Origin of the sequence: Sulfurimonas sp. NW7 (assembly GCF_051132265.1) — a bacterium.
GTDB lineage: Bacteria > Campylobacterota > Campylobacteria > Campylobacterales > Sulfurimonadaceae > Sulfurimonas > Sulfurimonas hydrogeniphila.
The window spans coordinates 1163227-1181479 of record NZ_CP093235.1; the positions used below are offsets into that span (position 1 = coordinate 1163227).

Consider the following 18253-nt stretch of genomic DNA (forward strand, 5'->3'; position numbering starts at 1 on the left):
TTTAAAACAGCGGCATCAACCGGCTGTTTTTAATCTTCGTAGGTTGGAGAAGTGTAGTCAAATCCAAATTTCATCTTTTGGCTTATATCTTCATCTATCTGGTCTATAATTTCTTCGGTTACCTTTTCAATATTTTCGATAAACCTGTTTTTTTCTCTTGCATTCTTAAATGAATGAATGGTATAAGATTTTTCCTGTGTAAATGTCTCTAAAAACTTTTCTAAAACATCATCCCAGACTAAAATAACTTCTTTGCTTAACTGGTTTTCTTTTCCATCTTCTGGAAGCGTAAAATTAAAAACTATATTTTCTTCATATGTAATGACTTCATATTTTTTATTTGCTGTCAATTTGTATCCTTTTTAAAATTGACAGTGTACCTTTGTACTTTTTGATTGCACTTAAAATTAAAAACACTTATAATTTTTTAGCTAACGGGAATATAAGTCTGATACATTTCCCACCATCGGGCCAAGTCTCTTGCTTCTTGAGAGAAAGGATTGTTTACTATTCTTTCAAAAGTGGCAGTATCGAGACTTTTAAGCTCCTTTACAAGTTTACTGACACACTCTAAAATGACATCCGGCACTTCTTTATCTTGAGAAATTAATACATAAGCATAAAGCTCACAGGTATAATGTTTCTAGGTCTTGTGCCCAAAGACTAAGCTCAACCTGAGAGAGCTGTTGGCTGATACGGCCGACTTCTTCTCCTTCTTTGAAGGCAATAATGGTTGGAAGCGCACCCACTCCATACTCTTTTGCTGCTTTTTGATGTTTGTCGGCATTTATTTTTAAAAACCTTACTGTTGATCCAAAACCAAGTGCCGCATCTTCATAGTCTTCATACATTGCCATACACGGACCACAGGCAGTAGAATAAAAATCAACCAATACCGCAATACTGTTTTCTTTGATGTGCAGCATGCAGTTTTCATCATCTACTTCAACAACAAAAGGATTGTCGAGTTCTGAGTGGCATTGTTTACAGATAACGGTTTCTTCTTTGGATTCACCTTTGCTACTGTTAAGAGTGTTGCACTCTGAACATACTATTTTAATAATTTCCACAATTTGCCTTCTTTTATCATATCTTTTTGTTTTGATTATATTAAAACTTAAATAAGAAACACTTAAGTTTTAAACGAAGGAAATAATCTTAAAATATGGATTTTTTATGGCAGTTTCAAGTGTGTTGATTTCATCAAGTAGAACCAATACTTCATGATTTTCGGTTTTTATTTTGATACATTCCTGATGATTTTCGTTACGGGCTGTATCAAGTGCTTTTCCTTCAAAAACAGAACCTGATTTCATGGTTAATTTAACAGGGTAGTGGTACATACATGCTATTTCAATATAGTCGTATTGTTGACAGCTAATCATTTTTGTAACAACAACTCTTCAACATTTTGTCTTGAATCAACAATAGCCATAATATAAACAGTGTCATTTTCAATTTTATACATAATCCTCCAATGCTGCACAATCAGCTCTCTATAAATAGGTATAATGTTGGTTTTTGTAACGGTCGAAGATAGCCGATAAATTTCTGCCAGGTAATTTATTGGTTACTCTTTTTTGTTAGTATTGAACTTCTTATCAGTTTTTGTAGCAGTAACTCTTCTACATTTTGCCGTGAATCAAAAATAGCCATTATATAAATAGTATCACTATCAACTTTATACATAATCCGCCAAGGGGAAGCAATAAGTTCTCGATACATTGTAATGCCTTCTTTTTGAAGTTCAGGTACAACTCTGCCTCTTAATGGAAAAAAGTTACTAGAGTTAGCTTTAGTTTTTATTTTTTGATAAATTTCTTTTGCAATACTAGGAGAATTTTCTTTCATATATTCAACAATATTTAAGAGGTCTTCTTTCGCATTTGAAGTCCATTGAACTTTATATGTTTTATTCATCTATTAAGAAGTTCCTCAACAGATTTAAACACATCTTCTTCTGAGTGAAGATTTCCCTCTTTTATATCTTCCTCAGCAAATGAAAGAAGTTTAAGTATTGAGATGGCATTTCGCATATCTTCATAACTTTTTGGATCGCAAATTACAGCTTTCGCTTCGCCATTTTGAGTAATAATCATTGGTCGGTGTGTTTCGTTAATATGTTTGAGAACGTCAGCCGCTCTACTTTTTAAATATGTAATAGGTTTTATATCTTCAACAATTTGCATAAAATCTCCTTCAGTCTTTTTATTGTACCAAATTAAGACTTAATATGCAAGTGCTATACTAACGGTTGAAGATAGCCAATGAGTTTCCGTTAGGTAATTTATTGGCTACTCTGTTTTGTTAACTTATTTGTAAGTGCCTAGTTTCTTCTTTAAGCCTTTCAGCAATCCAAACTTTAATGATAGACTGTCTAGTTACACCTATCTTTTTTGCTTCTTTGTCTAAAGAGTCTATAACCCATTGTGGGAAATCTACATTAACTTTTTTTGTATCTGTTTTAAGAGCATTAGGTCTGGTAGCTTGTGAAAAATCAAGATATTCACTTATGTCTTCACCATTATCAAACTTCTCATCAAACTCTTTAGCAGTTATTGTTTTCATAATTCTTCTCCTCATTTTTCCTACATCTTCGAACACTAATAATTCTATTTGTGTCTTCTCTTATAGTAAATATTACAACAAAACATTTTGTGAGTATTTTTGAGATGAGTGCATAGCGAATTTCATTATCAACAATGTTAGCAGGAACAACAAGTGCATCCTCATCTTGCCAAAGCTTTTGAGCTTCTACAAAATCTATGCCATGTTTCTCTTTATTGATTTGACTTTTCGTATCATCATACTCAAATTTCACATAAATCCTTTTTTTGTATTTTAAGTATAAAAAGTATACTTTAATTATACCATGTTTGTCAAGTCTTGAAAGTTTTTGTGGAGAGTTAACGGCGAAGCTGAGTGGCACGTTTAGGACTCAGCTTTGTTTTGTTAGCATTTAAGCACAGTTAGTCTTGTAGTCTAAAAAAAGACTTTCTACTGGTATGTGCAACTGCTTATGTAAATTTCTTATCATCTCAATAGTGAGTTTTCTTTTTTTATTTAAAATTTCAGATACTCTAGATTTACTTCCAACAATAGAAACTAAGTCTTTTTGTTTTAAGCCTTCTTGCTCCATTCTAAACTTAATAGCTTCTATTGGGTCAGGTGCATCGATTTTATAGTGTTGTTCTTCGTAAGCCTCTACTAAAGTTGTTAACACCTCTAACTCATCCATTTCTGGTGTATTTGGTGTGGCACCCATTAAAGCTTCAATTTTTTGAAGTGTGTCATTATAGTTTTGCTCATTTTTGATTGGTTTAATATTCATCTTATAAATCCTCCGTTTTAACTTTATCGTATTGTTTATGTGTTCCAATAAATTTTACAAAAACAATTTTTGCATAATAGTTTATTGAAACTATCAATCTATACTTATTTCCAGCAATATTGAAAACAACTTTTTCATTTTCAATAATACTGGCATTTCGATACATCTCTTTTACTTCATTTGGATTATTCCAATCAAGTTTTAGAACTTCTTTATGCCAAGCTTCTAAAGGATTTTTAGAATCTGTGTATTTTGGCTGCTCGTAAAAATCTTTTAGTTTTTTCTTTGAAATTATTCTCATAGACGAATTATAACATAGTTCCCATTTATAGAACTTAAATTATGTAAGATGAAATTTTTGAGGATGCTAACGGTCGAAGATAGCCGATAAATTTCCGCTAGGTATTTATTGGCTACTCTGTTTTGTTATACTTTGTTGATGATTTTCAAGAAGTCTTTTTCCATGAACTACTGCCACAAACAAAATACTATCTCCATTCAATTTATAGATAAGTCTATAACTATAAACAAAAATTTCTCGAATTTTTGTGTCATTAAATTCAGGAACTTTTCGCCCTAGTTCTGAAAATCCTTGTAATATCTCTGCTTTTTCAAAAAACTTTGAAACTACAGATTTAGCATAGGTTGGGGAATCTTTTTCTATGTAAGTTGCAATTGACTCAATATCCTCAAGAGCTTCTTCTGACCACTCTAGTGTGAAAGCCATTTATCCATTCTTTGTTTTGCATCTTGATGCGATGAAACTTCACCATTCTCAGCACGACTAATGCCATTTTTAATTTTTTCTACAACATAAAGGTGATACTGAATATCTTCATAAGTACAGTTGTCAGGAAGATTTTGAATCATCTCTTGTGCTTCTTGTTTTACGGCTACCATGTACTCTCCTTTTTTGTTTGTATTATAACATATCTTCTTTTTTAGTATAACGGGGGCGTTGAGAAATATTTGAGCCACAGGGTCAAATATTTCTCTCCAATGATTTGTTAGCAATGTGCTACTTGTTCCAGTCTTTTTTTCTAATTCTTCCAGTTTGATAATATGTAGACACAAGTTCTATATAATCTTTAAAATCGCTGTTTTCTATCAATATTCTGTTTACTGATTGCCAGTCAATTTCAGGACGAGACTTAGCAGGTAAAAGAATTTCACTTTCTGATGGATTTTCAGGATTAAGTAAAATAACTCCAATCCCATGCAAAGCTGAAAGCATACGAAGTTCTTGTTCTACTTTATTATCGGATATTGATGTAGCAACCAAATAACCTTCATTAGCCCAGCTTGAATTACTTACTGCTTGAAAAAAGCTCTTTCTAACATTTGAACTGTTTAGTGTTATTTTAACCTCAAATGACCATAATCTTACACTCTGCCCATCACCATTTTTTACACAAGTCCTAACTAATTCATTCCACTCTTTATCAACCGCTTGCATAGCAACAATATCTGGATGTAGCCAAGTATTACCTCCAGAACCACGCTGATTTTTTGATTTTTTTTCATCTATTCTCATACAGAATAATTTATGTTCAGAATCTAAGTAATTTATTAAAAGAGGGTACAAATCATGCTCTGATAAAGATGACTTATTAGTTATAGAAGTTATAGGTGTGTATTTATCATTTTCTTCATCATCATTTTCAATATCAATGTGTGGCATATCTCCTCTTTTTTTATCTGGATCATACCAATAAACTCTTGGACGAGGTTTATCTTGCCAAAAAATATGTTCACTACTTTTTATAAGTTGATCTTTTTGAGAGCCTATCTCTGCTACAATCTGAGATATAAACGATTTTTCATCTTTAAATCTTGGATTATTTTTCTTTTCTTCATAATCTTCTGGATACATTGAAACAATTTTTTCAGCAATTTCTCTTGCACTCAATCTCTCATTAGGATTTTCTTCTAAAAGTTTAACAATTTTTTTTGCTTGAGATAGTTTAGACATATTTTCCCTTTTTGTATTGCTAACGGGGGGGGGCGGGTGAATGACGGCGACATCTGAAAATTTATTTTCTGATGTTGTTGCTCATTCCTCCCGCTTGTTATCTGGCGCTGTGCGACAGATGACTAGCGGGTGTTCAACCCGCGCCCCCGTTATCCGGTCACGCAGTGAGCGGATAACTATTTAATAGGAGACATTATATACACATAAACCTTAAAAAACAAAAATAGTGAGACATGATAATTGTCTTTCTATTTTTAAAAATATGACAGTTTGCAATAAAAATTAGTTTAAAACAAAAAAAGAGCTACTATTGTAAAAATTCTAAATGTACCTTTTACTGAAAAATAGTCTAATAGTTGGACAAAATGTCTTTCTAATAAAGATAAACTGTAGAGAAAGGACATAATGTCTGTCTAGTTCTAAAGGAGTTATTATGCAAATGAAGAAAAAACTACTTGATTTGGTTCGTGAAAAAATTAGATTTAAGCATTATAGTATTAAAACAGAGCAGTCTTATACTGGCTGGATAAAACAGTATATATTTTTTCATAAAAAAAAGCATCCCGTTGAAATGGGCAAGAAAGAGATAGAAGAATTTTTAACTTATTTGGCAGTTAAGAGAAAAGTAAGTCCTACTACACAGAATCAAGCTTTTTCTGCACTTTTATTTTTATATACTCAAGTTTTAGATATAGACTTGTCAAATGAAAATATTCAGGCTTTACGAGCACAAGAAAGAAAACATATACCAGTTGTTTTAACCAAAGATGAAGTACAGAAAATTTTAGAAAATCTGACAGGGATATATCAACTTATAGTATATCTTATGTATGGCTGTGGCTTACGAATGAGCGAAGCATTAAATATAAGGATTAAGGATATAGATTTTGGATTTGATAAACTTTATATATGGGATTCTAAAAGTTTAAAAGATAGAACAGTTCCTCTTCCTCAAGTAATAAAGCAAAGACTTTTTGCACAAATTGACTATGTTAAAGGCATACATGCTAAAGATATAAAGGATGGATACGGTTCTGTATATATGCCTCATGCTTATGAAAGAAAATCTCCAAAAGCAAAGTTTGAAACAAAGTGGCAATATATTTTCCCTATGACTAAAGTCTCAAAAGACCCTCGGAGTGATACGATTAGAAGGCACCATATTCATCCAAAAACATTAGGCAGAAATATAAAAGCAGCAGCTCAAAAAGCTAACTTAAACAAACGCGTTACTTCGCATATTTTTAGACACTCTTATGCGACTCATTTACTGCAAGCAGGCATAGACTTAAGAAGTATTCAAGAGCTTTTAGGGCATAAATCTGTAGAAACACTTAAGTGGTTACACCACACTTTCGCTTTAGCGACGGTGGTATCGGCATTTAGTGCCAGACATGTAGTTTCTGAGATGAACAAAGCAAAACTCATAAGTCCTTTGGACTTTTAAAAAGGCAAAAGAATGATAGAAAGATTTTACTTGAAAGATTATTTGAGTTTTAAAGAAGCGGAGCTTAATTTGCAATCGGGTCTGGTTGTGTTTACCGGTCCCAGTGGGAGCGGGAAGTCTATACTTATGGAGTCTATACTTTCATCGCTCGGGGGTGCGTCTTGTGATGCTTCTGTTTGTGAAGCAAGTGTTACCTGGACGATTGACGAAGAGGAGTGCGGCATTGAAAATGATGATATCAACGTGTTTAAACACATCAAAAAAGAAAAATCACGTTACTTTATTAACAACCAAAGCCTTTCTCGCAAAGCTATCAGTCGGGTTGCATCTCAGTATCTCCGTCATTTGAGTTTAAAAGACTTCAGCGATTTTGAAAATGAAAACCTGCTTGACATTTTAGATAAAAGGGCAGAGAGCAAATCCCAAAAAATTGCGAAGATAAAAGAGTCCTATAAAAAAAGCTTTTTAGAATATCAAGAAGTAAAAAAAGCATTACATGTAATAGAAGAAGAAGAGAGAAAAATTGTTGAGTTAAAAGAGTTTGCAGCGTATGAGATAAAAAAAATAGAAGACATAAACCCTGTTATAGGCGAAGATGAAGAACTGTTGCAAATTAAAAAAGCGCTTTCAAAAAAAGAGAAAGTTTTAGGCAGTATAGAGTCGGCAAATGAGATTTTCAATTACGAGCATTTGGTTTCATCCGCCCTGGATGCTTTGGATGAATCGAGCAGTTTTTTTGATGATGCCATGAATGAGTTGCGAAGTATCTTGGAGAGTTCGCAGGAGCGTTTTAGCGCATTGGATGATGTTGACGTGGAGGAGGTGCTGAACCGTATAGAGGCCTTAAGCGGACTCAAACGCAGGTACGGAAGCATAGAAGAAGCACTGGAGTATAAAAAGCAAAAAGAGCTTGAACTTGTAAAATATGAAAATATTGAAAGTGCAAAAAACGATTTGCATACAAGGTATGAAAAGCTCTCTGCAGAAGTTAAAGAGCTTGCCGATGCATTGAGTTCCTGCCGTGAAAAAGCTTTGCCGGGTTTTGTCAAAGACTTAAATCGCTACTTGCATAATTTGTATTTAAGAGATGCAAAGATCCACATGCGCACAACACCATACAGCCTTTACGGACAGGACAAGCTGGAGATTGAACTCAATGACACGGAACTTTCCAAAATAAGTACGGGTGAGTTTAACAGGCTCCGTCTGGCAGTTTTGGCTTTAAAGTCAGAGTTTATGAGCAACAACGGCGGGGTGTTAATGCTGGATGAAATAGATGCGAATCTAAGCGGTGAGGAGTCTATGAGCGTGGCAAAAGTTCTCAAACAGCTCTCTGAACATTTTCAGATATTTGTGATTTCTCATCAGCCGCAACTGACTTCTATGGGAAATCAGCACTTTTTGGTCTATAAAGATGGTAAAATATCAAAAACAAAAGAGCTGAACATGAACGAACGAGTCGATGAAATAGCCAGAATCATCAGTGGAGAAACTGTTTCGAGTGAAGCCAAAAAGTTTGCAAAAGAGCTGTTGGAGGCAAACAGATGTGTTTCGTGATCTCAATTGTAGGACTGTTTTTGGCATACAGTTTTTACAATGCAGGCAATACACTCCTCGCAGGCGGTTCTGTTTTGGTTTCTGTGTTTTTTATATTTTTAATGATACGAAATATATTACATGTAAAGAAGAGAAGAGAAAAGAAAAATGATAATTGACACACATATACATTTGGATGATGACCGGTATGATGAAGATTTGGATGCGGTATTGGAGCGTGCCAGAGAGGGTGGGGTGAAGCGTTTTATCATTCCCGGAGCGGATCTTGGCAGTTTGAAAAAAGCCATAAGCATTGCAGAACGATATGAAGATGTCTATTTTGCCATAGGAGTGCATCCGTATGACATCGAGGGTTTTGATATATCCTATTTTGAAAAGTACGTGGAACATGAAAAATGTGTGGCAATCGGTGAATGCGGGCTGGATTACTTTCGTCTTGAAGGCAGTGATGCAGAAAAAGCACAGGAAAAAGAGGCGCAGGCAAAGGTTTTTGCAGCACAGATAGAGTTTGCCAAAAAACACAAAAAGCCTTTAATAGTCCATATCCGCAACGCTTCGCATGATGCAAAAATGCTGCTGCTGGAGCATAATGCAGGTGAAGTGGGTGGTGTGCTGCACTGTTTTAATGCCGACGATGAGCTTTTAAGTTTGGCAAATGAAAACTTCTACTTTGGCATAGGCGGTGTTTTGACTTTTAAAAATGCCAAAAAGCTTGTCAATATTTTACCACGTATACCAAAAGAGAAACTTCTTATAGAAACAGACGGTCCGTATTTGACGCCTACACCACACAGAGGAGAGAGAAACGAACCGCTTTATACAACTCTTGTGGCACAAAAAATGTCAGAAATCTTAGAGATTCCAAAAGAGGAAATAGAAAATTTGACCACAGAAAATGCCCTGAAACTCTTTCATATTTCTTAATATCATAGTGGTTACAACTTTTTTTAATAGAATTTTGGCTAAAATAGCATAAATTAAAATTAAAAAGTTGTCTATGATTAAATATATATTAACCCTGTGTTTCCCGTTTCTTCTTTTGGCGAATTTGACGTATGAATCAAACTACAACAAAGAACTGGCATTGTTGGACTCATTTGATATAGAACCGTCATTTTTGTATGACCCTGTAATGAACAGAATGAAAGCAAAAACATTGTCAAGAGACAAACATTTTTTCAAGGCGATGGAAGATGCCTATCTGTTTATTCCTGCCATTAAGAGTACACTCTCAAAATACAATGTTCCTCAGGAGTTTCTCTATCTTGCCATGGCTGAATCAAATTTTCACACAAAGGCCTATTCTAATAAACGAGCAGCCGGACTGTGGCAGTTTATGCCCGCAACAGGCAAACTTTTTCATCTGAAAATTGACGAGTATGTAGATGAGAGACGCGATTTGATCAAATCAACCGAAGCGGCGGCAAAATACCTTTCGGCACTGCATAAGCGGTTTGGAAAATGGTATTTGGCTGCCATTGCCTATAACTGTGGCGGCGGTGCGTTAAGCAAGGCAATCAGAAAGGCAAAAACAGACAAACTTTCTGTTTTACTCAATCCTAAAAAACACTATATCCCGAGAGAGAGCCGCTACTATATCCGCAAAATTGTTGCCCTTGCCCTGATAGGCAGTGACGAGCAGTATATGCTGCACAGTGAGTATGAGTACCTTTTAAATCGTGCAAACGCCTACTCGATTGCAACCGTGAAACTGCCCCGCGGAGAGTCTTTGGCACGACTCTCAAAACTTATTCATATTCCCTTAAAAGATTTGAAAAAGCTCAACAGACATTTAAAATATGATTTTGTTCCGCCATATGCAGATGGATACGATGTTTATATACCGTATATCAAACTCGCAGAATACAAGCAAAAGTATTTTCAGGAACCCATACAGAATATCTACAAGATACATGTAGTCAGACGGGGAGAAAACCTTTCCCGTATTGGCAAAAAATACGGTGTTTCGTACAAGGTGATTAAAGATTTCAACAAACTGCGCACAAACCGTTTACGAATCAAACAAAAGCTTGTCATTCCTATAGCAAAAAACACTAAACACAAAAAATTTCAAAGTACGCATTATTATATGGTAAAAAAAGGTGATTCTTTAGGCTCCATCGCAAGAGCCCATAAAATCAGCATTAAAAACATACGGGCACAAAACAACATCAAAGGATCTTTGATTCGGGTCGGCGAAAGGTTGAAGCTGTATGAATAAAATATTTTTTTTATCGGTGCTTGGTATTACTTTGTTTACAAGCGGATGCAGCACAAGAGGACCGAGCAGCTACATACATCATAAATACTCAAGCCCCGCATACAGTCAGAAAAAATATTCACATCCGACGATGCGTCCTTATGTGGTACACGGAAAACGGTACTATCCGACTGTCGTAAGTGTCGGAGACAGATTCCGAGGCAATGCAAGCTGGTACGGACCGAATTTTCACGGAAAGTTTACATCTAACGGTGAAAGATACAATATGTGGGATATGACAGCTGCACATAAAACACTGCCGATGAACACCATTGTAAGAGTGACCAACAGAAGAAACGGAAAAAGTACGGTGGTTCGCATCAATGACAGAGGGCCTTTTGTCTCGACAAGAATTATAGACCTCTCAAAAGCGGCAGCCTCAAAAATCGACATGATAGGCACGGGAACTGCTCCTGTAACACTTGAAGTGCTTGGTTTTGCAGGAAAAGGCAAAAACAAGATACCAAATAAAAAACAGTTGAAAAAATCACCTAAGAGTGTGGAATTAAGCAGTTTTGCATTGCAGATTGCCTCTTTTTCAAATATAAACGGCGCAATAAGGACACAGGAAAAGTATAATAATACAGACGGATATACAACTGTCATCAAAGATATGCAGACACCAAACGGCAGAATGTTCAAAGTCTGGCTCAAAGGCTTTAAAAGTGAACAAGAAGCAAGAGACTACAAGGCAAACGGCATATTCAAAGGTGCATTTATAGTGAGAGAGGATTAAAAATGATTACAAAAACAAGAACAACCAAAGAGACCGATATAACAGTATCACTCGATATCAACGGTACAGGCAAAAGTAATATTAATACAGGTGTCGGCTTTTTAGACCATATGCTTGAGAGTTTTTCCAAACACTCTCTCATTGATTTGGACGTTACATGTAAAGGGGATACGCATATAGATGACCATCACAGTGTTGAGGATGTGGGCATTGTTTTAGGCTCTGTGCTTGCTCAGACTCTTTACCCTGTAAAAAATATGGAGCGTTTTGGGAGTGCAAACATTGTGATGGATGAGGCATGTGTCTCCTGCGATTTGGATCTGAGCAATCGTCCTTTTTTGGTCTATGAACTCAGTGTCAGTGGAAAAGTAGGGCAGTTTGATACAGAGCTTGTTGAAGAGTTTTTTCGTGCCTTTGCCTTAAATGCAAGAATAAGCATGCACATTATAGAGTGCCGCGGGAAAAACAAACACCACATTATAGAAGCGGCATTTAAGGCGGTCGCTGTTGCACTCAGACGGGCAACGGCAAAGAATGAGAGAGTCGGCATCCCAAGTACAAAAGATGTTTTATGATTAAACTGATAGTATTGGATGTTGACGGTTGTTTAACTGATGGTAAACTTATATACTCGGCAGAGGGATTTGAAAGCAAAAATTTTAATGTAAAAGACGGACTTGGCATAACAACCTGGATAAAAACGGGAAATCAGGTTGCCATTATAACAGGAAGAAATTCCTCTATCGTTGAAAAAAGAGCCAAAGAACTGGGAGTGCAGCATTTGTACCAGGGTATACGGGACAAAGAGAGTATTCTAAGAAAAATCATTGCTGAACTCGGTCTGGAGTTTTATGAGGTTGGCGTAATCGGCGATGATCTGAATGACTATAATATGCTGCGTCTTGCCGGGAGAAGTTTTACTCCGAGTGACGGGCATGATGCAATTAAAGAACTTGTCAATACAACACTCTCAAAAAGCGGCGGCAATGGTGCGGTAAGAGAGATGATAGATATTTTAGTGAAAGAAAATGACCAAAAAGAAGCATTTTTATCTGTCTGGGTGTAAGGAGTAAAAAATCAATATCAATATATTTTTAACCTTTGTCATTACGCTTTTGCTGATGATATTTTTCATGTTCAAACCTATGGATGTAAAAATACACCATTTTACAGATGTGCCACTCTTTGAATTGAGTGATTTTACGATGTATGAACTTGATACTCACGGATTGGCGACAATTTTACTTGGAAACACCGGAACAAGATACGCTGAGAGATATGAGATAAAAGATATGGACTATACCGACAATTCGAAAAAATATATTGCAAATATGGTCTCTGACCTGGGTGTATATAAAAATGAAATCGTCAAGCTGAGCGGTCATGTTGTCTATGTGCGAGAAGACGGACTGACATTTAAAAGCCAAGAAGCACTTTACAATAAAAAAACAGCAGATGTAGTCAGCAATACAAAATACACTGCCTACCTGAATGACAATGTAGTCATCGGCGACTATATAAAATACAATAATATTACAAAAAAGATTTATTCTAAAAATGTTATTGCTACATATCAATTAAAAGAGGAAAAATAGATGAAATATCTACTTGTACTAACACTTTTTTTACAGACTCTACTCTTTTCACAAGAGCTTAAAATCAAAGCAGATGAGTTTAGAGGCGACCAGAAAAAAGGTATTTCAGTTTTTACCGGACATGTCAGAATTAAAAAAGTCAATGATGAACTTAACGCCTCCAAGGTTACAGTATATACGGACAAAAACAACAAGCCCACAAAATTTGTAGCTGTCGGAAATGCTTCTTTTGTAATAAAAACAGTAGAGGGAGCAAACTACAGAGGTGTTGCACAAAAAGTCGTCTACCTGCCTTTAAAAAAAGAGTATCACTTTTTTGGAAATGTACATCTGCAGCAACTCAACGAGAAAAAAGAGATTTTCGGTGATGAAGTTATTTTGCAGGCGATAAGCGGGAAAGCCTATGCCAAAGGTGTTGCAAAAGAGCCTGTCATTATGATATTTGATATAAAAGACGAAAAGGAAAAAAAATGATAGACATTGTTGAGGCAAAGTTTATAACATCGGCTCCGAATGTCAATGCAGCTCCGGAATCCGAAGAACAGAACGAAGTAGTTTTTATGGCACGCTCAAATGTTGGAAAAAGTTCGCTGCTCAACGCTTTGACAAATCACAAAGGGTTGGCTAAAGTCTCTTCAACTCCCGGAAAAACAAAGCTTATAAATTATTTTGATGTTACCTTTCTAGACAGAGAAACCTCCAATAAAATTGTAGCAAAATTTGTAGATTTACCTGGTTTTGGCTACGCAAAAGTAGCAAAATCTCTCAAGCATGATTGGGAAAAAAATCTGACAGACTATATAGCCAACAGGGAAGAGATAAAGATTTTCATACACCTTATAGATTGCAGACATCCCCATTTGGAAATAGATACGGCAGTGAGTGATTTTCTTTTTAGCACGGCAAGAGAAAACCAGTATATTATTCAGATTTTTACAAAAATTGACAAATTAAATCAAAAAGAGCAAAGTGCACTTCGAAAAGAGTTTCCAAATGCTTTAATGGTTTCAAGTGCGAAAAAAAGAGGAATCAATAAAATTGTTCAAGTCATTTATGAAATACTGCAAGAGAAGACAGATGAAGATTGACTACACCAAGGCGAAACTCTCAGATATTGAAAAAATGAGAGATCTGGTACAGCCTGAAGTGCAGAGCGGTATCATTTTAGAAAGAAGCGAGGATGAAATCGCAACAAATATCCGTTCGTATACTTTGGCTTTTATAGCTGATGAACTTGTCGGTTTTACGGCACTCCACATCCACACAAGATATCTTGGCGAAATACGCTCTTTGGTTGTAAAAGAGGGGTTTCGGGGACAGAAAATAGGAGAAAACCTGGTTGAATGCGCTGTTGATGAGGGCAGAACACTCGGTCTTCAAAAAGTACTGAGTCTCACCTACAAGCAATCTTTTTTTGAAAGACTGGGATTTGTGGAAATTCCAAAAGAGTCCCTTCCCGAACATAAAATTTGGGCCGATTGTATTAAATGTAAACACTTTCCGATATGCAACGAAGTATCTCTCATCAAAAACCTGTAATCTCACTCTTTTATATAGTGCTTTTTGTACTGTATGACAGTTTGGGCACTATTTATCCGTTTTTGCCGCCAATGCTGACACTTCTGTATGTACTTTTTGCCCGTGCACTTGACAATGACGACACACTCTCTGTTTTTGTTGTTGTACTGTGTCTTGTTGTTTTTGAAGCCAACTACGGATATATGCTTTTGAGTGCAGTTGTCTATTTTTATGTATTGTATAAATTTATTATGCCTCAAATCACCAAAAATTCCAACTGTTCAGTTTGTATTCGAGCACTGACAGCCATCCTTGTCTATCTTGGTTATTTTCTTTTTCTGACACTGTTGTCAAATATTTTTTTATTGCCACAGCCAAATATAAATTACTATATAATTTACTATATAGTAATTGAATTCTTTTTAATAGGTCTCTTATGAAAATAAAATTTATTATTTTTGTGTTTGTATCAATCTGGCTGGCACTTATAGTGCGCGTTTTCTATCTGGCCGTTGAATCAAACAGTTACTACAGCAGGCTTTCATTGCAAAACACCATCAAACATGAGCAGATAGCACCTGTCAGAGGTGAGATAGTAGACAGATACAATCGACCTGTAGCTATTAACAAACTTGGATTTAAAATCCAAATTGCACCTCATTTGCTCTTGAAAAAACATAAAAACGAATTTAATGACACCGTCTCTTTTTTAAAGAAAGCACTGCCTGATTTAGACAAAGAAAAAATTATTAAAAACTACAGAAAAAAAGACTCATACTATAACCACAACTTCATAGATGTTGTCCATTTCATACCATATGAAAAAATGATGCCGGTATATTCTATGCTGAACCTGCGAAAAAACATTAAAATTCTTCCGGCACCCAAAAGATACTATCCGTATAAAAATATTGCTGCACATATGATAGGCTATGTTTCTCGTGCAAACCAAAAAGATATTGACAAAGACCCTCTGCTTGACCTCATAGGCTACACCGGAAAAACAGGTCTTGAAAAATACTATAATTCTTACCTGCAGGGTACACCTGGAGTAAAAGAGATAAAAGTCAATGCCAACAATCGGGAAGTGGAGGAGTTAAGTTATAAAAGTCCTGATGAGGAGAGAAAACTGAAACTTACGCTTGATATGGAGTTGCAAAAGTACATCTCAAAGCTTTTTGAAGGCAAGGTAGGTGCTGTAATTGTTATGAATGTTGACGGTTCCATTTTAGCTGCGGGCAGTTATCCAAATTATGACTTAAATATTTTTGTTTCCGGAATGTCCTATAAAATGTATGATGAACTCTCATCAAGTCTTGATCACCCTTTTACAAATAAAATGACACACGGTTTGTATCCGCCAGGTTCGACCATTAAACCTCTTTTGGGGCTTTTATATATCACTACGGACTTGAATGAATACTGGAGTGTTGACTGCCGCTCAAACCTGAAGTTAGGCGGAAGAACGTTTAGATGCTGGAAGAAAAAAGGGCACAGACACACCAACATCACAAAAGCAATACGGGAGAGTTGTGATGATTTTTTCTATAAAGGAAGCCTGGTACTGGGCAATAAAAAAATGAGTGCCGGCTTAAAACGCTATGGTTTTGGTAAAAAAACAGGTATAGATTTGCCCAATGAATTTATAGGTGTTGTTCCCTCCCGTGAATGGAAGCTACGAAAATACCATAAAATATGGAATATAGGCGAAACGGCAAATATGGCAATCGGGCAGGGTGATTTTCTTGTAACGCCTATACAGATTGCCAGAGAAACAGCGCTTATGGCAACCGGAAAGCTGCCTACTCCACATTTTGTTTCTTTGATTGGAGATAAAAAGTATAAAAGCAGCTACAAAAATGTGTTGAACAAAGTGGAATTGAAAAAACTTCCTGTTATCCAAAAGGCGATGTATCAGGTATGTAATTCTCCTCACGGAACGGCCACGAATTATTTGCATGTAAAAGTAAAAATAGCAGGCAAAACAGGGACGGCACAGGTCATAGGTATAAAACAGGATATTTTAAAAAGAAAGAAGGAACATGAACTCTCTTACTACAAGAGATCACATGCCTGGTTTACAACTTATGGACCGTATAAACATCCTCAGTATGTTGTAACTGTTATGGTAGAACACGGCGGACACGGCGGACATGCAGCGGGTTCTATTGTTTCTGACATATACAACAGGCTTTTAGAACTTGGGTATATCAAGAAAAAATAATTTTATGCAAAAGAATTTTGAATAAACAGTGCTAAAATTATAAGCAAAAAAATGCCTCCGGCTTTGTTGTACAGCTTGTTTGCCAAAACAAACAAAAGCGCTATGGAGGCTGCAGCAAGAATAAGCATGTCAAATTTTGTAGCTGCCAGATTTACACTCAGCGGATTCAAAAGAGCCGCACCTCCTAAAACCATAGAAAAATTGGCTACATTTGAACCTATGATATTTCCTATACTCATCTCGGCATTGCCTTTTTTTACGGCGACAAGAGAGACGACAAGTTCAGGCAGAGAAGTACCCAAAGAGATTAAAAACAGACCGATAATCCACTCACTTACATGTAAACTTCTTGCTATATTTGTACCGCTCTCTACAACAAAGTTGGCGCCTCCGATTGTTAAAACAAAACCAACACCCAACAGTAGAGCACTTTTTAACCAATTAAATTTTTCTTTGACCAAATCTTCATCTATTTCACCTTCAAGCTCTTCTTTGTTGCTTGAAAACAAAAATATGATATATGAAACCATCATAAGTAAAAACAAAGCACCGTCAATGCGGCTGATCTTTCCGTCGAGCGTCATAATAAAAAAGATTACCAGAGGTACAATAACCCAGGCACTGTCTTTTGAGAAAAGATCCCTGTCCGGATTCATGGATTTCGCAATCATAAAAACAATACCCAGTACCAAAGTGATATTAAAAATGACACTTCCTACGACATTGGCAACGGCCATATCGCTTTTTCCGTGTGCCGATGCCACCATAGAAGCCGCCATTTCCGGCAAAGAGGTGCCAAAAGCCACCAAAGTCGCACCGATGACAAAGTGTGAAATGTTAAAGTGCAGTGCAATCCGTTCTGACTCTTTAATGATAAAATCAGCCCCGTAAATCAAAGCGGCCATTGCCGAAATAAATATAATATAATCCATTGTTAAGTACCTATCCCTGTGTTCTTACTATTAAACTTTTCGGAAGCTGAAACTCATTAATGAGCCGTTCTTCTTCTTCTCGCATTTGGCCATTATCTGTTTCATGATCATATCCAAGGAGATGTAAAAGTCCGTGTATAAAAAGGAGTGTAAATTCATCTTCTTGTGTATGCTTGAACTCTGCAGCTTTTTCACGTACAAAATCATAAGAAACAACTATGCTTCCAAGTGGACTCATAGGCATCTCTTCATAGGGAAAACTGAGCACATCGGTTGGTTTGTCTATGTTTCTATACTCTTTGTTTATTTGCCGTATCTCATCATTTGCAGTAATGACAAGTTCTATGTCTTTATCTGTCATACTTAAAGCAATTTTTTGGAGCAGCGTGTTGTTTACTTCAAAAGAAGTTTTGTTGTCAATATCTATCATAAGTGGAATTATAGCAGATGAGAAAACATCTGCCAAGAAAGAGGAGAAATTCAGCCTGTAATATTAAGATTGCTTCCTACACCGGTTTTTTGTGCAGTCATTTGTTTGGATTGCTCCTGAGCAGCCTGAATGATTTTTTCTATCTGCTGCGCCTGTACATCCTGCGCTTTTTTCATAATATCTGTTTGTCCCAGCCCTGATGAAGTTTGTGTTGAAGATGATACTTCCATAACTTCCTCCTTGTTTGAAAT

The 18253-nt window shown here is 36.0% G+C and carries 29 protein-coding genes; 14 read left to right on the forward strand and 15 right to left on the reverse strand.

The features are described 5' to 3' along the window. Positions 1-29 precede the first annotated feature (29 nt). The 12 genes from MLC35_RS06080 to MLC35_RS06135 all read right to left on the reverse strand — a co-directional run bounded on the left by MLC35_RS06080 (position 30) and on the right by MLC35_RS06135 (position 5303). The gene (locus tag MLC35_RS06080; RefSeq protein ID WP_151900331.1) at positions 30-350 is read right to left on the reverse strand and encodes a hypothetical protein; all 321 of its coding nucleotides are present in this window, start codon (positions 348-350) and stop codon (positions 30-32) included. Positions 351-626: 276 nt separating this feature from the next. After that, complete coding sequence (locus MLC35_RS06085; protein WP_346388758.1) at positions 627-1070, reverse strand: thioredoxin family protein; 444 nt, start codon at positions 1068-1070, stop codon at positions 627-629. 69 nt (positions 1071-1139) lie between these two features. Continuing rightward, entirely contained in the window at positions 1140-1385 is a 246-nt protein-coding gene (locus tag MLC35_RS06090) for a Rho-binding antiterminator (protein WP_434636172.1), read from the reverse strand. 178 nt (positions 1386-1563) lie between these two features. After that, positions 1564-1920, reverse strand: a complete 357-nt coding sequence (locus MLC35_RS06095; protein WP_434636176.1) for a type II toxin-antitoxin system RelE/ParE family toxin — start codon at positions 1918-1920, stop codon at positions 1564-1566. After that, positions 1917-2189: a type II toxin-antitoxin system Phd/YefM family antitoxin gene (locus MLC35_RS06100; RefSeq protein WP_151900327.1), complete on the reverse strand. Its 273-nt coding sequence runs from the start codon at positions 2187-2189 to the stop codon at positions 1917-1919. Before MLC35_RS06100 ends, MLC35_RS06095 begins: the two co-directional genes overlap by 4 nt. A 118-nt stretch (positions 2190-2307) precedes the next feature. Then, positions 2308-2568 (reverse strand): type II toxin-antitoxin system BrnA family antitoxin, encoded by a 261-nt coding sequence (gene brnA, locus MLC35_RS06105; protein WP_434636178.1) that lies wholly within the window; start codon positions 2566-2568, stop codon positions 2308-2310. Next, a complete protein-coding gene (locus tag MLC35_RS06110; RefSeq protein WP_151900326.1) occupies positions 2549-2821 on the reverse strand; it encodes a BrnT family toxin in 273 nt (90 codons plus the stop codon). The genes brnA and MLC35_RS06110 overlap by 20 nt, the downstream gene beginning before the upstream one ends. A 138-nt stretch (positions 2822-2959) precedes the next feature. Then, positions 2960-3331, reverse strand: coding sequence for a helix-turn-helix domain-containing protein (locus MLC35_RS06115; protein ID WP_434636180.1), 372 nt, complete (start codon positions 3329-3331; stop codon positions 2960-2962). Position 3332: 1 nt separating this feature from the next. Then, positions 3333-3632: a type II toxin-antitoxin system HigB family toxin gene (locus MLC35_RS06120; protein WP_434636182.1), complete on the reverse strand. Its 300-nt coding sequence runs from the start codon at positions 3630-3632 to the stop codon at positions 3333-3335. A gap of 105 nt (positions 3633-3737) precedes the next feature. Then, positions 3738-4058, reverse strand: a complete 321-nt coding sequence (locus tag MLC35_RS06125) for a type II toxin-antitoxin system RelE/ParE family toxin (RefSeq protein ID WP_151900323.1) — start codon at positions 4056-4058, stop codon at positions 3738-3740. Beyond that, positions 4043-4231, reverse strand: a complete 189-nt coding sequence (locus MLC35_RS06130) for a hypothetical protein (RefSeq protein ID WP_151900322.1) — start codon at positions 4229-4231, stop codon at positions 4043-4045. Before MLC35_RS06130 ends, MLC35_RS06125 begins: the two co-directional genes overlap by 16 nt. Positions 4232-4349: 118 nt before the next feature. Continuing rightward, positions 4350-5303 carry a COG2958 family protein gene (locus MLC35_RS06135; RefSeq protein ID WP_434636185.1) on the reverse strand — a complete coding sequence of 318 codons (954 nt, stop codon included), beginning with the start codon at positions 5301-5303 and terminating at the stop codon, positions 4350-4352. 433 nt (positions 5304-5736) lie between these two features. Here MLC35_RS06135 and MLC35_RS06140 point away from each other — a divergent pair, with 433 nt between their 5' ends. From MLC35_RS06140 to mrdA, 14 genes are all read left to right on the forward strand, one after another. Next, entirely contained in the window at positions 5737-6750 is a 1014-nt protein-coding gene (locus MLC35_RS06140; RefSeq protein ID WP_434636188.1) for an integron integrase, read from the forward strand. A gap of 12 nt (positions 6751-6762) precedes the next feature. Further along, positions 6763-8307 carry an AAA family ATPase gene (locus MLC35_RS06145; protein WP_346388767.1) on the forward strand — a complete coding sequence of 515 codons (1545 nt, stop codon included), beginning with the start codon at positions 6763-6765 and terminating at the stop codon, positions 8305-8307. Beyond that, positions 8295-8465, forward strand: a complete 171-nt coding sequence (locus MLC35_RS06150; RefSeq protein WP_188110063.1) for a hypothetical protein — start codon at positions 8295-8297, stop codon at positions 8463-8465. The genes MLC35_RS06145 and MLC35_RS06150 overlap by 13 nt, the downstream gene beginning before the upstream one ends. Next, entirely contained in the window at positions 8455-9231 is a 777-nt protein-coding gene (locus tag MLC35_RS06155; RefSeq protein ID WP_346388768.1) for a TatD family hydrolase, read from the forward strand. The genes MLC35_RS06150 and MLC35_RS06155 overlap by 11 nt, the downstream gene beginning before the upstream one ends. A 73-nt stretch (positions 9232-9304) precedes the next feature. After that, positions 9305-10528, forward strand: a complete 1224-nt coding sequence (locus MLC35_RS06160) for a lytic transglycosylase domain-containing protein (protein ID WP_230973323.1) — start codon at positions 9305-9307, stop codon at positions 10526-10528. Next, positions 10521-11303, forward strand: coding sequence for a septal ring lytic transglycosylase RlpA family protein (locus MLC35_RS06165; RefSeq protein WP_188110062.1), 783 nt, complete (start codon positions 10521-10523; stop codon positions 11301-11303). The genes MLC35_RS06160 and MLC35_RS06165 overlap by 8 nt, the downstream gene beginning before the upstream one ends. Before the next feature lie 2 nt (positions 11304-11305). Beyond that, positions 11306-11878: an imidazoleglycerol-phosphate dehydratase HisB gene (gene hisB, locus MLC35_RS06170; RefSeq protein WP_346388770.1), complete on the forward strand. Its 573-nt coding sequence runs from the start codon at positions 11306-11308 to the stop codon at positions 11876-11878. Next, complete coding sequence (locus tag MLC35_RS06175) at positions 11875-12369, forward strand: KdsC family phosphatase (protein WP_151900304.1); 495 nt, start codon at positions 11875-11877, stop codon at positions 12367-12369. Before hisB ends, MLC35_RS06175 begins: the two co-directional genes overlap by 4 nt. 67 nt (positions 12370-12436) lie before the next feature. Next, positions 12437-12898 (forward strand): LPS export ABC transporter periplasmic protein LptC, encoded by a 462-nt coding sequence (locus MLC35_RS06180; protein WP_418640338.1) that lies wholly within the window; start codon positions 12437-12439, stop codon positions 12896-12898. Then, positions 12899-13372, forward strand: a complete 474-nt coding sequence (gene lptA, locus MLC35_RS06185; protein ID WP_346388771.1) for a lipopolysaccharide transport periplasmic protein LptA — start codon at positions 12899-12901, stop codon at positions 13370-13372. It begins immediately after the preceding gene. Continuing rightward, positions 13369-13986 (forward strand): ribosome biogenesis GTP-binding protein YihA/YsxC, encoded by a 618-nt coding sequence (gene yihA, locus MLC35_RS06190; protein ID WP_434636194.1) that lies wholly within the window; start codon positions 13369-13371, stop codon positions 13984-13986. Before lptA ends, yihA begins: the two co-directional genes overlap by 4 nt. After that, a complete protein-coding gene (locus tag MLC35_RS06195) occupies positions 13976-14437 on the forward strand; it encodes an N-acetyltransferase (RefSeq protein ID WP_434636197.1) in 462 nt (153 codons plus the stop codon). The genes yihA and MLC35_RS06195 overlap by 11 nt, the downstream gene beginning before the upstream one ends. Then, a complete protein-coding gene (locus MLC35_RS06200; protein ID WP_151900299.1) occupies positions 14404-14856 on the forward strand; it encodes a hypothetical protein in 453 nt (150 codons plus the stop codon). The genes MLC35_RS06195 and MLC35_RS06200 overlap by 34 nt, the downstream gene beginning before the upstream one ends. Next, positions 14853-16640: a penicillin-binding protein 2 gene (gene mrdA / locus MLC35_RS06205; RefSeq protein ID WP_418640342.1), complete on the forward strand. Its 1788-nt coding sequence runs from the start codon at positions 14853-14855 to the stop codon at positions 16638-16640. The genes MLC35_RS06200 and mrdA overlap by 4 nt, the downstream gene beginning before the upstream one ends. Positions 16641-16642: 2 nt before the next feature. On the opposite strand, the gene MLC35_RS06210 is transcribed toward mrdA, so the two are convergent. From MLC35_RS06210 to MLC35_RS06220, 3 genes are read right to left on the reverse strand one after another with little or no spacing between them, the layout of a single operon-like run. Next, the gene (locus MLC35_RS06210) at positions 16643-17572 is read right to left on the reverse strand and encodes a calcium/sodium antiporter (RefSeq protein WP_151900297.1); all 930 of its coding nucleotides are present in this window, start codon (positions 17570-17572) and stop codon (positions 16643-16645) included. A gap of 10 nt (positions 17573-17582) precedes the next feature. Beyond that, complete coding sequence (ybeY, locus tag MLC35_RS06215) at positions 17583-18002, reverse strand: rRNA maturation RNase YbeY (protein ID WP_418640344.1); 420 nt, start codon at positions 18000-18002, stop codon at positions 17583-17585. Positions 18003-18052: 50 nt separating this feature from the next. Then, positions 18053-18232: a hypothetical protein gene (locus tag MLC35_RS06220; protein ID WP_151900295.1), complete on the reverse strand. Its 180-nt coding sequence runs from the start codon at positions 18230-18232 to the stop codon at positions 18053-18055. Positions 18233-18253 lie beyond the last annotated feature (21 nt).

Excerpts from the sequence above, each read along its gene's own strand:
- lptA (WP_346388771.1), top strand. The coding sequence starts at position 12,899 with ATGAAATATCTACTTGTACTAACACTTTTTTTACAGACTCTACTCTTT.
- MLC35_RS06130 (WP_151900322.1), bottom strand. The coding sequence starts at position 4,231 with ATGGTAGCCGTAAAACAAGAAGCACAAGAGATGATTCAAAATCTTCCT.
- MLC35_RS06140 (WP_434636188.1), top strand. The coding sequence starts at position 5,737 with ATGCAAATGAAGAAAAAACTACTTGATTTGGTTCGTGAAAAAATTAGA.
- hisB (WP_346388770.1), top strand. The coding sequence starts at position 11,306 with ATGATTACAAAAACAAGAACAACCAAAGAGACCGATATAACAGTATCA.
- mrdA (WP_418640342.1), top strand. The coding sequence starts at position 14,853 with ATGAAAATAAAATTTATTATTTTTGTGTTTGTATCAATCTGGCTGGCA.
- MLC35_RS06220 (WP_151900295.1), bottom strand. The coding sequence starts at position 18,232 with ATGGAAGTATCATCTTCAACACAAACTTCATCAGGGCTGGGACAAACA.
- MLC35_RS06150 (WP_188110063.1), top strand. The coding sequence starts at position 8,295 with ATGTGTTTCGTGATCTCAATTGTAGGACTGTTTTTGGCATACAGTTTT.
- MLC35_RS06090 (WP_434636172.1), bottom strand. The coding sequence starts at position 1,385 with ATGATTAGCTGTCAACAATACGACTATATTGAAATAGCATGTATGTAC.
- MLC35_RS06210 (WP_151900297.1), bottom strand. The coding sequence starts at position 17,572 with ATGGATTATATTATATTTATTTCGGCAATGGCCGCTTTGATTTACGGG.
- MLC35_RS06120 (WP_434636182.1), bottom strand. The coding sequence starts at position 3,632 with ATGAGAATAATTTCAAAGAAAAAACTAAAAGATTTTTACGAGCAGCCA.
- MLC35_RS06135 (WP_434636185.1), bottom strand. The coding sequence starts at position 5,303 with ATGTCTAAACTATCTCAAGCAAAAAAAATTGTTAAACTTTTAGAAGAA.
- MLC35_RS06160 (WP_230973323.1), top strand. The coding sequence starts at position 9,305 with ATGATTAAATATATATTAACCCTGTGTTTCCCGTTTCTTCTTTTGGCG.
- brnA (WP_434636178.1), bottom strand. The coding sequence starts at position 2,568 with ATGAAAACAATAACTGCTAAAGAGTTTGATGAGAAGTTTGATAATGGT.
- yihA (WP_434636194.1), top strand. The coding sequence starts at position 13,369 with ATGATAGACATTGTTGAGGCAAAGTTTATAACATCGGCTCCGAATGTC.
- MLC35_RS06155 (WP_346388768.1), top strand. The coding sequence starts at position 8,455 with ATGATAATTGACACACATATACATTTGGATGATGACCGGTATGATGAA.
- MLC35_RS06100 (WP_151900327.1), bottom strand. The coding sequence starts at position 2,189 with ATGCAAATTGTTGAAGATATAAAACCTATTACATATTTAAAAAGTAGA.
- ybeY (WP_418640344.1), bottom strand. The coding sequence starts at position 18,002 with ATGATAGATATTGACAACAAAACTTCTTTTGAAGTAAACAACACGCTG.
- MLC35_RS06195 (WP_434636197.1), top strand. The coding sequence starts at position 13,976 with ATGAAGATTGACTACACCAAGGCGAAACTCTCAGATATTGAAAAAATG.
- MLC35_RS06180 (WP_418640338.1), top strand. The coding sequence starts at position 12,437 with ATGTTCAAACCTATGGATGTAAAAATACACCATTTTACAGATGTGCCA.
- MLC35_RS06145 (WP_346388767.1), top strand. The coding sequence starts at position 6,763 with ATGATAGAAAGATTTTACTTGAAAGATTATTTGAGTTTTAAAGAAGCG.
- MLC35_RS06165 (WP_188110062.1), top strand. The coding sequence starts at position 10,521 with ATGAATAAAATATTTTTTTTATCGGTGCTTGGTATTACTTTGTTTACA.
- MLC35_RS06175 (WP_151900304.1), top strand. The coding sequence starts at position 11,875 with ATGATTAAACTGATAGTATTGGATGTTGACGGTTGTTTAACTGATGGT.
- MLC35_RS06125 (WP_151900323.1), bottom strand. The coding sequence starts at position 4,058 with ATGGCTTTCACACTAGAGTGGTCAGAAGAAGCTCTTGAGGATATTGAG.
- MLC35_RS06095 (WP_434636176.1), bottom strand. The coding sequence starts at position 1,920 with ATGAATAAAACATATAAAGTTCAATGGACTTCAAATGCGAAAGAAGAC.
- MLC35_RS06200 (WP_151900299.1), top strand. The coding sequence starts at position 14,404 with ATGCAACGAAGTATCTCTCATCAAAAACCTGTAATCTCACTCTTTTAT.
- MLC35_RS06115 (WP_434636180.1), bottom strand. The coding sequence starts at position 3,331 with ATGAATATTAAACCAATCAAAAATGAGCAAAACTATAATGACACACTT.